The sequence below is a fragment of the Marinobacter sp. MBR-99 genome, assembly GCF_040547575.1.
GTDB lineage: Bacteria > Pseudomonadota > Gammaproteobacteria > Pseudomonadales > Oleiphilaceae > Marinobacter.
The window spans coordinates 115,706-127,227 of record NZ_JBEPPY010000014.1 but is presented as its reverse complement, the minus strand read 5'-3'; the positions used below and the strand labels follow the sequence as shown (position 1 = coordinate 127,227).

12 protein-coding genes are annotated in these 11,522 nt (G+C 57.3%); 7 read left to right on the top strand and 5 right to left on the bottom strand.

Annotated elements, in window-relative coordinates; genetic code table 11:
* The first annotated feature begins 73 nt into the window (after window positions 1-73).
* Entirely contained in the window at window positions 74-787 is a 714-nt protein-coding gene (locus ABIE59_RS13510; protein WP_354447660.1) for a restriction endonuclease, read from the top strand.
* Between the two features lie 389 nt (window positions 788-1,176).
* Here the strand turns inward: ABIE59_RS13510 and ABIE59_RS13505 are convergent, their stop codons facing one another.
* Window positions 1,177-1,677 carry a hypothetical protein gene (locus tag ABIE59_RS13505; RefSeq protein ID WP_354447658.1) on the bottom strand — a complete coding sequence of 167 codons (501 nt, stop codon included), beginning with the start codon at window positions 1,675-1,677 and terminating at the stop codon, window positions 1,177-1,179.
* 141 nt (window positions 1,678-1,818) lie between these two features.
* The gene (locus ABIE59_RS13500; protein WP_354447656.1) at window positions 1,819-2,799 is read right to left on the bottom strand and encodes a D-2-hydroxyacid dehydrogenase; all 981 of its coding nucleotides are present in this window, start codon (window positions 2,797-2,799) and stop codon (window positions 1,819-1,821) included.
* Between the two features lie 204 nt (window positions 2,800-3,003).
* On the opposite strand from ABIE59_RS13500, the gene ABIE59_RS13495 reads away from it, so the two are divergent.
* The 3 genes from ABIE59_RS13495 to ABIE59_RS13485 all read left to right on the top strand — a co-directional run bounded on the left by ABIE59_RS13495 (window position 3,004) and on the right by ABIE59_RS13485 (window position 5,086).
* Entirely contained in the window at window positions 3,004-4,230 is a 1,227-nt protein-coding gene (locus ABIE59_RS13495) for a pyridoxal phosphate-dependent aminotransferase (protein WP_058090650.1), read from the top strand.
* Between the two features lie 6 nt (window positions 4,231-4,236).
* Window positions 4,237-4,428 carry a CPXCG motif-containing cysteine-rich protein gene (locus ABIE59_RS13490; RefSeq protein WP_354447654.1) on the top strand — a complete coding sequence of 64 codons (192 nt, stop codon included), beginning with the start codon at window positions 4,237-4,239 and terminating at the stop codon, window positions 4,426-4,428.
* Window positions 4,429-4,513: 85 nt separating this feature from the next.
* Window positions 4,514-5,086, top strand: coding sequence for a YceB family lipoprotein (locus tag ABIE59_RS13485; RefSeq protein ID WP_354447652.1), 573 nt, complete (start codon window positions 4,514-4,516; stop codon window positions 5,084-5,086).
* 81 nt (window positions 5,087-5,167) lie between these two features.
* Here ABIE59_RS13485 and ABIE59_RS13480 read toward each other — a convergent pair whose 3' ends face one another.
* Together ABIE59_RS13480 and ABIE59_RS13475 are read right to left on the bottom strand one after the other, a co-directional pair.
* On the bottom strand, window positions 5,168-6,427 hold the full coding sequence (locus ABIE59_RS13480; protein WP_354447650.1) for an aspartate aminotransferase family protein: 1,260 nt from the start codon (window positions 6,425-6,427) through the stop codon (window positions 5,168-5,170).
* A 43-nt stretch (window positions 6,428-6,470) separates the two neighbouring features.
* Window positions 6,471-7,625 carry an isocitrate/isopropylmalate dehydrogenase family protein gene (locus ABIE59_RS13475; RefSeq protein ID WP_354447648.1) on the bottom strand — a complete coding sequence of 385 codons (1,155 nt, stop codon included), beginning with the start codon at window positions 7,623-7,625 and terminating at the stop codon, window positions 6,471-6,473.
* Window positions 7,626-7,823: 198 nt separating this feature from the next.
* Here ABIE59_RS13475 and ABIE59_RS13470 point away from each other — a divergent pair, with 198 nt between their 5' ends.
* Both ABIE59_RS13470 and ABIE59_RS13465 read left to right on the top strand, forming a co-directional pair.
* A complete protein-coding gene (locus tag ABIE59_RS13470; RefSeq protein ID WP_354447646.1) occupies window positions 7,824-8,588 on the top strand; it encodes an EAL domain-containing protein in 765 nt (254 codons plus the stop codon).
* A gap of 25 nt (window positions 8,589-8,613) precedes the next feature.
* A complete protein-coding gene (locus ABIE59_RS13465) occupies window positions 8,614-8,970 on the top strand; it encodes a hypothetical protein (RefSeq protein WP_354447644.1) in 357 nt (118 codons plus the stop codon).
* Here the strand turns inward: ABIE59_RS13465 and ABIE59_RS13460 are convergent.
* Window positions 8,964-9,866 (bottom strand): LysR family transcriptional regulator, encoded by a 903-nt coding sequence (locus ABIE59_RS13460; RefSeq protein ID WP_354447642.1) that lies wholly within the window; start codon window positions 9,864-9,866, stop codon window positions 8,964-8,966. The genes ABIE59_RS13465 and ABIE59_RS13460 overlap by 7 nt on opposite strands.
* A gap of 147 nt (window positions 9,867-10,013) precedes the next feature.
* Here ABIE59_RS13460 and ABIE59_RS13455 point away from each other — a divergent pair, with 147 nt between their 5' ends.
* On the top strand, window positions 10,014-11,225 hold the full coding sequence (locus ABIE59_RS13455) for an acyl-CoA dehydrogenase family protein (protein ID WP_354447640.1): 1,212 nt from the start codon (window positions 10,014-10,016) through the stop codon (window positions 11,223-11,225).
* Window positions 11,226-11,522: the final 297 nt, after the last annotated feature.

The window sequence follows — 11,522 nt, the reverse complement described above, 5'->3', positions numbered from 1 at the left end:
GGTTGGTGTCATGACGATTCCTCTTGGGGTTGGTGAGGAATCCAGTTTGGGTAATCTTATAGCTGTGGGGTAGGTGCTGGTTTATTGGCGCTTACCCGGTTTCGGCAGTGAACGGCAAATTTCCACCACCAAGGAACGTTACGTCAGTTCTCACGAGGTTTTGCCGGATTTGATAGGTGCCTTGCAAGAGCGCACGCATCTGACCCGGGGCACGCTGCTGAGGATCATCCGCAACTGCAAGCGGCTGGGTGAATTCAAAACCAACCCGCAAGGGTTTATCACCGAGGCCGCCCGGCAAATCCAGAAAGCGCTGGATGAATTGCTGGTGGATGGCATTCGCTACGAGAAACTGGCCGGCGAACACTACAAGATGGAGCTGTTCAATGAGCCTGAGTTGGAGGCGTATCTGGACCGCTCCTATCAGGTGCAGCATGGCAATCAGGGCGATCAGGTTCAGACACCCTACGATTACATCGAGTGCGATTCCCACATTGAGCGGATGACCGCACAGGCGCTCGACGGCGCGGAGAACGTGAAGTTTTTCTGCAAGTTACCCCGCTGGTTCACGATTCCGACGCCGGTTGGCGATTACAACCCGGACTGGGCGGTGGTGCTTGAGGAAGATCGCAAGGTATACCTGATTCGTGAGACCAAAACCACCCACGATAGCGACAAGCGCCGGCTGGAGGAGAACCTGAAGATTCTGTGTGGCGAGGCGCATTTTGAGGCACTGGGAGGAGTGGACTACAAAGTGGCGGCTTCGGTGGCGGAGGTGACGGCTGTGTAACGCTGGAGCCTCATGCGGAACGCTTAATACGTTTGCACAGGCTCCATTTTTCAGTTTGGCTGTTGCTCAAACACCCTGCGCCGCCAAGTGGAATCGGTGCGCCATTCGGTAGGCTGTCGTACCAATACACATTGCGTAATGGTCCTTATTTTCGGCGATTGTTTTTAGAAACTTTTTCCTTACCTCTTTGGCCATCCACCTAAAAGCGTTCCTGGCTGGGCCCAGGGGTTCGGGTACGTATCGCATTGCCTCAGTACAGCCTCCGGATTCCTGAATCAACTCGTAGGTTAGATTGAATAGAGGCTCATTCGGAAACCAGCTTGCAGCTTGTTGGCCAAATATCGTAACCAGGAATTGTTGCAGATGGTCCCTTTCATAAATATCCATACTCATCTCTCCCTGATGTTTCTGATCAGATCCTTATACTGTTTTTCAGTTCCCGCGATAGTCACCTGATGGATGGCAACGCGATCAAAGATAAAGAGGTAACCTTCCTCATTTTGTTGGTTGTAAGTTCCCAAAATCTTGGCATTGCCAACGGTCTCTTCGAATACTTGACCCTCCGGTAGACCGAACTGGCGAGCCTGCTCTTCCGCAAGCACCTGAAGCCATTTAGGCAGAGAGTCGCGCCGGGCAGGAAGGAAGAGTGAATGGAGATACACTTCCTCTATGCCCGAGAGGTTGATCTTGGGATAGATCGCGGTTGAGTCTACGACTCGGTGTGACAGAGACCAGTCATCGTATTTGAGGATGAGCATGGTGCTGCTGTGAGAAATGAGCTTCGGCTCGGCGTAGTCAAGGGCCAAATCTTGAGACAAGACTAGCTCCCCAGATTGGGCCTGAAAAGCAGTTAATAGTATGCATAGCAACAGTAACCGTGTTGCCGCCATACAACCTCCTTGTTTTAATCCAGTCGCAATTCGACGTCTGGAATTTATGCTGGCCGGTTGGCAGATGTCAATCCGAATGTTGTTAGCAATCGCCCAATGCGAAGTGGGTCTCACGGTTCGCGGAGTGGGAAACTTGAAAATCTAGCTGCCGGCGTACCCAAGCTCCTTGTTGACAAGGTTGAACAGCTCGCCACCCTTGTGCCAGCGATCAAAGTTCTCCAGGAACTGGTCCGTCAGCGCCCGCTTCCAGCCGATGAAATCGCCCGCCATATGCGCCGTCATGATCACATTATCCCGCTCCCAGAGCGGATGATCCTCCGGTAACGGCTCCTCCTCGAACACATCGAGAGCCGCCCCGGCAATCTCACCATCGTCCAGCGCTTTGATCAGATCATCCGTCTTCACAATGGGCCCGCGTCCGATATTGATCAGCCTGGCTGACTTCTTCATCGCCGCAAACGCCTTGCTGTCGAACAGCCCTTCGGTTTGCGGTGTCAGTGGTGCGGCAATCACCACAAAATCCGCATGGCTCAACTGGTCATACAATTCATCGTTGCCGTGCACCGCTACAAAGTCCGGGTCTTTCTGCCGGGGTGTGCGGGCAATACCATGGGCATGCATGCCTGTGGCGTTAACCAGTCGGCCGATCTGGCGGCCGATGGAGCCGGCGCCCACTACCAGCACCTGCTTGCCTTCGGCCCGCTCCGTGTCCCGATGCTTCCACTCGTGCTTCAGTTGTAAACGGATAGACCGGGGAAAATCTTTGGCGAACATCAGAATGCAGCACAGCACATACTCGGCAATGGTCCGGTCGAAGATGCCCCGGGCATTGGTCACGGTAACGTCGCCTTTGATCAGCGCCGGGAACATGAGCGCATCAACGCCGGCGCTGGTGGCGTGAATCCATTTCAGCCGGTCTGCGGTAGGCCAGGCGGCTTCCAGCGCTTCAGTACGGAAATCGGTCACCATCATGACATCGGTGCCGGGCAGGGTGTCCCGGAGTGTTTGTTCATCGCAGGCGAAGCGAACTTCCGCCCTGGCCTGAACGGCTTCGATGCCGGGAGGCGGGGCTTCGCCGGGTGCTGTAAGAACGGTGACCACCGGTTTGTTGGACGCTGTCATTTCACCTCCGCAGGAATCGCAACGATTGGTTTCAGTCCATCATTGTAGTCTGGTAGGCGAGTGGGTTGGGGTCAACCTGGCTTTACTGATCCCGGGCCCGGGCGGGTTTGTTCAGTCTTTAGTCCCACTGGCCTTGTACCGCTCATTTTTACTGACTAACCTGCAGGGGTAGGTCTTTATTTACCCTGTTGTCAGGAGGTGCGTATGGCGGAATCCGCGAACAAGGATACCGGCGAGACTAAGCCGCGGAAGGTGAAGTACCGCAAGACCAAGGCCAGCTGGAACCCGGCCATGCAGGCCATTCCTGTTTCGGGGATTCGTCGCTTGGTGAATATGGCGTCCACGATGAAGGACGTGATTCATTTGTCCATAGGGCAGCCAGACCTGCCAACACCCAAGCATATTATTGATGCCTATATTGACGCGCTGAACGCCGGGCAAACCGGCTACACCATGGATGCCGGCCTGCCGGAGCTACTGGTGGCCCTGCGGGATTACTATGGCAAGCGCTACAACCGCAAGCTCACCCGAGACAATATTCTGGTAACGAGCGGTGCCACCGAGGCCATGTACCTGGCCATTTCGGCGACCTCGGCGCCCGGTCGTCAGTTTATCGTGACGGACCCGTCGTTCCTGCTCTACGCACCCCTTATCCGGATGACCGGCGGTGAGGTAAAGTTTGTGCCCACCCGGGCCGAAAACAACCACCAGCTGGACCCGGATGATGTGATCCGTGCCATGGGGGCACGGACATTCGCTCTTATCCTGAATAACCCCAACAATCCGACCGGAGCGGTGTATCCCCGTAGCACGGTCGAGACGATTCTTGAGGAGTGCGCCTATCGCGGGATTCAGGTCTACGCTGATGAGGTCTATGACCACCTGATCTTTGATGATGATGACTTTGCGAGCGTCCTGAACTGTTCCATGGATCTGGACAACATCATGTGCATCAGCAGCTTCTCCAAGACCTACAGTATGGCGGGTTTGCGAGTTGGTTGGGTGATTTCGAGCCAGGCTGCGATCAAGTCCCTGCGTCGCTACCACATGTTCACCACATCGGTGGCTAATACACCGTCCCAGTTTGCCGGCGTGGCTGCCCTGACTGCAGACCAGCAGTGCGTGCGCGACATGGTGGATATTTATCGGGAACGTCGGGACAAGATTGTGGAGCTCATCGACCAGACTCCCTATCTGACCGGCTACAAGCCCGGCGGCGCGTTCTTCGCTTTTCCGGATTTGCCGCCCCATGTGGATGGTTCTGATCTGGCGCTCCGGATGCTGAAGGAAACCGGGGTATGTGTGGTGCCGGGTGACGCCTTCGGTGAGCACTGCACCAATGCCCTGCGTTTCAGTTTTTCGACCACCTGTGAGCGGATGGAAGAGGCGTTCGACCGGATCATCCCCTGGATGGCCAAACAGCAGTTCTGAGCTCGCATGTCTGCGCTTGATTCAGTGCTCGTTCAATGCCCTTACTGCTGGGAGACGCTGGAAATCAGCGTCGACCCCTCGGTGGCTGAACAGGAGTATGTCGAGGATTGCCAGGTGTGCTGCCAGCCCATCGTGCTGACTGTGACGTTTGATGAGCAGCTGACGCCAACCGTGCAGGCTCGTGCCGAGAATGACTGAATTCCTCAACAATCGTTAATCAACACCGCTTGCGTGGAAAGTATGCCTGCCGCAGGATAGGGGGCTCGGTTTCAGAGGAAGAAAAATGAAAATATTCATGCAGGTTCGGGCCTGGTTCCCGGTTCTGGTGCTGGCAGTTCTGGCCAGTGGTTGTGCGAGCATTTCACCTTATGCCATCTCCGAGGGCGAGATTGAGCGGCATCTCAAGCGGGCGGTGGCCGACTATGATCGGCAGCACTTGCAGAGTGGATCGCCACTCAGCCTGAGCCTTAGTGATGCAAACATTACCCTGGGGCCTGATGGTCGCGATGTGGCGGTGATTGATCTTCGGGGGCAGGTGGCTTTGAACGCACTGATGGCCAAGCTGCCGGTAGACCTGGCGCTCAAGGTTGAAGGGGCTCCGGTGTATGACAGTCAGGAAAAAGCGGTGTATATCCGCCGGCTCCAGCTTCTGGAGAGCTCCATCGATTCACCCTTTTTCAAGGGCGACCTGGCGCCGATCACGGACAACGTGATGCGGGTGGTGGCCCAGATGCTGGAAACCATGCCGGTGTATCGTCTCAATGAGGAAGACTTCGCCCAGCGGATGCTTGGCATTGTGCCCATGGATATCCGGGTTGCCCCCGGGCGCCTGGAGTTTGTCACGGCAGACAGATAATACCTTAGCGTTTTCAAAGTGGTTTGCATAAAAAAAGGCCAGATGACGTGTGTCACCTGGCCTTTTTGTTTACCCCTGTTCTCAGGCGGTGGCTTTCAGGGCCTCTTCAAAGATGCCGGTCGCCTCGTCAATCTGTTCTTGGGTGACAATCAGTGGCGGCAACCAGCGGACAATTTCCTGGTAGGGGCCGCAGCGCAGCATCAGCAAGCCCCGGCTTTCGCATTCCTTGAGAATCTTACCGGCACGTTCGCCATCCGGGCATTCGCCCCGGCGCATTTCCACACCGACCATCAGGCCCTTGCCCCGGACATCGGCCATCTCCGGATAATCCTTTTTCAGGGCGTGCAGGTTATCCCACAGGCGTTTGCCCATGCGGTCTGCGTTCTCCACCAGGCCCTCTTCGCGAATGACATCAATCGTCGCGATAGCGGCCGCAGCAGCCACGGCATTGCCTCCGTAGGTACCACCCTGTGAACCGGGCCAGCCCTTGGACATGGTTTCCTCGGAAGCCGCCAGGGCAGAGATCGGGAAGCCGCTGGCCAGGCCTTTGGCGATCATGATGGCATCCGGAGTTACGCCAAAGTGTTCATGGGCCCAGAACTTTCCGCTGCGGCCGAAGCCGGCCTGCACTTCATCGAACACCAGCATGATGCCGTGTTTGTCGCAGCGTTCCCGGAGGCCCTTCAGGAAGCGGGCGTTGGCGGGTACGTAGCCGCCTTCACCCTGAACCGGCTCAATCAGCATGGCGGCGGTTTCCTTGGGGGCGGAATAAGTTACGAAGATTCTGTCCAGCTCCCGCAGGCAGAAGTCGGTGGCTTCGTCCAGGCTCCAGCCATAGTGAAAGGCATGGGGAAAGGGGGCCACCACAACGCCACCCATCATCGGGCTGACGCCGGCCCGCAGCGCAACGCTGGAGGTGGTCATGGACAATGAGCCCATGGTGCGGCCATGAAAGCCGCCATGGAACACAATGACATTTGGCCGCCCGGTGGCTTGGCGGACCAGTCTAACGGCGCCTTCGGCCACCTCGGTGCCGGAGTTGGAAAAGAAGAAAGCATTCAGAGGGTCTGGTGTCAGTTCTCCGAGTTTTTCCGCCAGTTCCGGCAACCTGGGGTTCATCACGGTGGTGGCCTGGGCGTGAATCATGGTGGCCACCTGTTTTTGAGCAGCGGCCACTACTTTCGGGTGGCAATGGCCGGTGCTGGTGACACCGATGCCGGAGGTGAAGTCCAGATACCGACGGCCATCGGGGTCAATAATATAGGCACCTTCGCCCTTGGCGGCGGTGATGCCGGTAGCCTGCTTGAGCAGGGGGGACAGTTTGCCTTTGTGGTCGGTCATGGACACCTCCCGAAGTGAATGAAATACCTCTTTAGCAGACTAGTCAGCCCTGCAGGCGTTTACAAATGGCATCGCCAATCTGGCTGGTAGCCCGTTGCTGGTTACCCTGTTCGGCAAGGTCAGCGGCTACGGCGTCGAACAGCTCCTTGCCGGCCTGTGCCAGTTTGGGGTCTTTCCGGCCAAGCCAATCGAGCATACGCGCCGTGGTAAACAGCATGGCGGTGGGGTCTGCAATCCCCTGGCCGGCAATATCCGGGGCGCTGCCATGGGTGGGCTCGAACATGGAAGGCATATTCGGGTCGGTCGGGTTGAGGTTGCAGGAGGGAGCAACACCCATGCCGCCAGACAGGACGGCTGCCAGGTCGGTCAGGATATCGCCCTGCAGGTTGCTGGCCACCACCACATCAAAGGCCCAGGGGCACTGAACAAACTTCATGCAGGCGGCGTCTACCAGTTCGTGGTGGGTGGCTACGTCGGGAAAGTCTTGGCTGACTTCCTCAAATACCTCGGTGTACATGTCACCCCAGTAACGCAAGGCATTACGCTTGGTCACCAGGCACACCTGGCTTTCGCAGCTTCGGCCATCCAGTGTTCGGAAGGCGCGGGTGCGGCCTTCCTGAACCCGTTCCCCGGCGCGCCTGCGGGCCTGTTCAAAACCGTAACGGATGATCCGTTCGGTGGCCCGGCGGGTGAACACCTCCATCTGAGTGGCCACTTCGTCTGGCTTGCCCTGGCGCAGGCGACCACCCTGGCTGACGTACTCGCCTTCACTGTTCTCGCGAATCACCAGCATGTCGATGTCTTTGGCGCGATCATCTTTGAGGTACTGCCTGGCGCCCGGCAATAGTCGCGCCGGGCGTTCACACACCCACTGGTCAAAACCTTTGCGCATGTCCAGCAGGGGAGCGAGGGAGATGCTGTCTGGCAACAGGTAACGGTTGGTGTCGTCGATGGGGCCGGGGTCGCCCAGGGCGCCCAGCAGGATGGCATCATAGGCCTTTAGCTGGGTCAGGGCGTCTGCCGGCCAGGATTCTCCGTACTCTTCATGCCAGGCATGGGATGGCCAGGGAAAGCGGGTCCATTCCAGTGACAGGTCGTGCTTCGCGCGCAGGGTCTCCAGACAGCGGACAGCTTCGGCGACGACTTCCGGGCCGATGCCGTCCCCTGGGGTAACTGCGATGCGAGTGGTCTGGGCCATTCCCGAACCTCCTTGAGTGCGGTGTATGCGGGTGTCATTCAACAACCCCAGTGTAGCCCCCGGGCTGGCATATGCCAGTGACTTCAACTTTATTAATTGACGATGTTTTACGTCCTTTCGGTTGATGGCTATAGTGGAAAATAATTGATTCTTTTAAGCTTCCAACCCAATGTGTTTGCCTATGCGCCCGGAGCTCGTGTGAATAGACCTGAAGTATTGTTTGATGAGTCACACTGTGGGCAGTGCGCCTGCGGTAACGGTCTGGATTTCTCGTTCAGTTTTGCCTTCCAGCCCATCGTGGATGCGGAGAACAAAACGGTGTTTGCCTATGAGGCCCTGGTGCGCGGCCCTGAAGGGCAAGGTGCCATGTCGGTTCTGTCCCAGGTGAATGAAAACAATCGCTATGCGTTTGATCAGATCTGCCGGGTCAAAGCGGTCAAGCTGGCAGCCCGGCTCGACATGCAGCCAATGCTCAGCATTAACTTTATGCCTAACGCGGTGTACAAGGCTGAGTATTGCATCCGGACTACCCTGGCGGCGGCGAAAACCTACAACTTCGATACCCGGAAGATCATCTTTGAGATGATTGAAAACGAGGACCTCAGTTCGGTAGAGCATCTGTCCTCCATCATCGAAGCCTATCAATCAATGGGATTCAGCACCGCGATAGACGATTTTGGCGCTGGGTATTCCCGTTACAACATCATGATGCTGAGCCCGCCGGATCTTCTGAAGCTGGATATGGCGCTGGTGCGAAATATCCATGAAGACGTGAATAAGCAGGCGGTGGTACTTGGAATCATCACCATGATGCGCCATCTTGGTGGTCGGATTGTGGCTGAGGGCGTAGAAACCAGAGAGGAATACTTCTGGCTGCGCTCTCAGGGTATCGCGCTCTATCAGGGCTACCTGTTCGCCAAGCCAGGCTTTGAGTGCCTGCCGGAGCCGGTGTTCCCTGGCTGATCACCCAACAGTTAAGGATGGTTCTGTGCTGTATCGCATTATTACGCTTGTTGGCGGCCTGGTCTTTGTGGTCGCCCTGTTTGCCCTGCTGTGGTTCTTCTGCAAGAAGTTTCTGGAGCACCACGGTGTTAAAGAACAGAGTTCAGACAGGGCCATGGTTTTGGCTACCTGGACATTCGCTGGCATTGCCGTTGGCCTGGTGTTCGCCGTAGTGGGCTCGTTTGTGCTTGGCCCTTGGGCCTTTTATCGCACATTGCGGGGCCATGACGTGCCGGTGTCAGACTCCGCCGCAATCTGGTGGGGCTTTGGCATCGTTGTGATCTCCCTTGGTATTACCGCCGCCGGTTTCTTCGGCTTTCTTGCCCTGGTGGGCGCCTACTGATTCTGCGGCAGGCTGCGCAGCAGATCCCGGAACCACACCAGCGCAGGCTCCCGCTCATAGGCCTTGTGCCAGTACAGATGCACATCAATGGATGGCATCTGAGCGGGTGGGCTCATTACCTCAATCTGCCCGCGTTCGGCAATAATCCGGGCGTAGGTTTCCGGCATGGTCAGCAGCAAGTCGGAATTTTCCACCACCCGGCAGGCAGCGTAATAGTGTTGGCAACGCAGCCGTATACTGCGTTGTACCCCGTGACGGGATAGCTCAAAGTCCTCAATGCCTGGCCCCTCGGTGCGAGACGACACCAGCACATGTTTTGCGTTCAGATACGTGGGCATATCCAGTCCGTTTTTGATGGCCGGGTGCCCCTTGCGCGCCAACACCACCAGGCGGTCCTGTCGAAGCAGTTCATGGCTGGTCTGATTGCTGACCGGCAGCAACACATCAATGGCAAAATCCAGCTTGCCGGCCGCCAACTGGGTTTCCATATCCCGCCTTGGTATCCGCTGGGAGACAATCTCCATGTCTGGATAGGGTGCCAGCTTACCCATCAACTGCGGCAGAAAGGTCGATTCCAGCACATCCCGTAACCCCAGGGTGTACGTCTTGCGCTGACTGGCCGGGTCAAAAGCATGGAACTGGTTGACCGCGCTCTGCACCTGATTCAACCCCGGCCGCATGGACTCCAGGAATCGCCGCGCCAGGGGCGTGGGCACCATCTGGTTGCCCTGGCGGGTAAACAGCGGGTCATCAAAATGATCCCGCAGCCGTGCCAGGGAATGGCTCACCGCGGGCTGCGTCAGGTGTAGCGCCCGGGCGGCGCGGGTCAGGCTGCCCTCCCGATAAATGGTGTCGAAGACATGCAGCAGGTTCAGGTCCAGGCGATTCAGGGCCATAATAAATGTCCGTTATCTGAATAAGTGCAGGTAATGATAAACGATAAGAACAATTCAGTCGCGTAATAGCGCATTGGCTCCTAGACTGTTTCCCATCTGAATGAAAGTGCGCCCCGGTTGGGGCAGGCAAGCGCGAGGAGCTGCACCATGGATTTCAATATTTCCGAGAAAGGCCAGGATTACCTCAAGCGCGTGAAACAGTTCATGCGCGACGAGATCTACCCCATTGAAGAGCAGTACCACAAGGAGCTTGCCTCCCTGGAAAACCGCTGGGTTGTGTTGCCGATCATCAAAGAACTGAAGGAAAAAGCCAAGGCCCAGGGCCTGTGGAACATGTTCTTCCCGGACGACAAATACGGCTGTGGCCTGCTGAACTCCGACTATGCCCTGATTGCCGAAGAAACCGGCCGCAGCTTTATCGCCCCGGAAATCTTCAACTGCAACGCGCCAGACACTGGCAACATGGAAGTGCTGATTCACTACGGCTCTGAAGAGCAAAAAGCTGAGTGGCTACCCAGAATCATGAGCGGCGAAGTACGCTCCGCCTTCTGCATGACCGAACCGGCGGTTGCCTCTTCCGACGCTACCAACATGGAAGCCACCGCGACGGTTGAGGGCGACGAAGTAGTCCTGAACGGCCGCAAGTGGTGGAGCACCGGCATCGGCCATCCCGACTGCAAAGTCGCCATCTTTATGGGCGTGACCGACCCTGACGCCCAGAAACACCGCCGCCATTCCATGGTGCTGGTGCCGCTGGACACTCCGGGCATCACCATCGAGCGAATGCTGCCGGTATTCGGCGCCTACGATGAGCCATATGGCCACGGCCAGGTACTGTTCGACAACGTGCGCCTGCCCAAGAGCGCCATCATCGCCGGCCCCGGCCGAGGCTTCGAAATCGCCCAGGGCCGTTTGGGGCCGGGCCGCGTACACCACTGTATGCGTGCGATCGGCGCGGCAGAACGTACCCTGGAGCTTCTGATCAAGCGCTCCCTGACCCGCGAAGCTTTTGGACGTCCGTTGGCGAAACTGGGTGGCAATCCGGATGTGATCGCGAATGCCCGTATGAACATCGAGCAGGCGCGGTTGCTGACCCTGAAATGCGCGTGGGCGCTGGATACCAAGGGCATTATGGGGGCGTTGCAGGAAGTGTCCATGATCAAGGCCGTGGTGCCTGCGATGCTGCAGCAGATTGTGGATGATGCGATTCAGATTCACGGTGGTGCCGGGGTTAGCGATGACGATTTCCCGCTGACGGCATTGTTCGGTTACGCTCGGGTTCTGCGGTTGGCCGACGGTCCCGACGAAGTGCATCGGGCCATGGTGGCTCGCCTGGAGCTTCGGAAGTATAAATCCTGATTTTTGGATTGGGTGCTTTGGTTCGCCTGGCCTCTTGATTGGGAGTGGGGTGGCCGGTGGGGTGGGGCTTCTGAAAAACGCTCCTTCGGCACGTCCATGTGACGCTTGGGCTCCGCCATCCATGGCTCCGCACATTTTCAGAAGCCCCACCCCACCGGCCCCTTTCCAGCATTGGCGAGGGGTTGCGAGAAAAAAATTGGAACAGCTTACTGATGAGATTGGGAGCTGATGCCGGGTAGGCCTTTCCAAAACCTTGCGGAGCCATGGATGGCGGAGCAGAGCGTACAGGGAAGTATT

Bases quoted from the DNA above. Each gene is read 5' to 3' on its own strand.
- ABIE59_RS13475 (WP_354447648.1), bottom strand. From the start codon at position 7,625: ATGGCCCAGACCACTCGCATCGCAGTTACCCCAGGGGACGGCATCGGC.
- ABIE59_RS13500 (WP_354447656.1), bottom strand. From the start codon at position 2,799: ATGACAGCGTCCAACAAACCGGTGGTCACCGTTCTTACAGCACCCGGC.
- ABIE59_RS13455 (WP_354447640.1), top strand. From the start codon at position 10,014: ATGGATTTCAATATTTCCGAGAAAGGCCAGGATTACCTCAAGCGCGTG.
- ABIE59_RS13505 (WP_354447658.1), bottom strand. From the start codon at position 1,677: ATGGCGGCAACACGGTTACTGTTGCTATGCATACTATTAACTGCTTTT.
- ABIE59_RS13460 (WP_354447642.1), bottom strand. From the start codon at position 9,866: ATGGCCCTGAATCGCCTGGACCTGAACCTGCTGCATGTCTTCGACACC.
- ABIE59_RS13490 (WP_354447654.1), top strand. From the start codon at position 4,237: ATGTCTGCGCTTGATTCAGTGCTCGTTCAATGCCCTTACTGCTGGGAG.
- ABIE59_RS13495 (WP_058090650.1), top strand. From the start codon at position 3,004: ATGGCGGAATCCGCGAACAAGGATACCGGCGAGACTAAGCCGCGGAAG.
- ABIE59_RS13480 (WP_354447650.1), bottom strand. From the start codon at position 6,427: ATGACCGACCACAAAGGCAAACTGTCCCCCCTGCTCAAGCAGGCTACC.
- ABIE59_RS13485 (WP_354447652.1), top strand. From the start codon at position 4,514: ATGAAAATATTCATGCAGGTTCGGGCCTGGTTCCCGGTTCTGGTGCTG.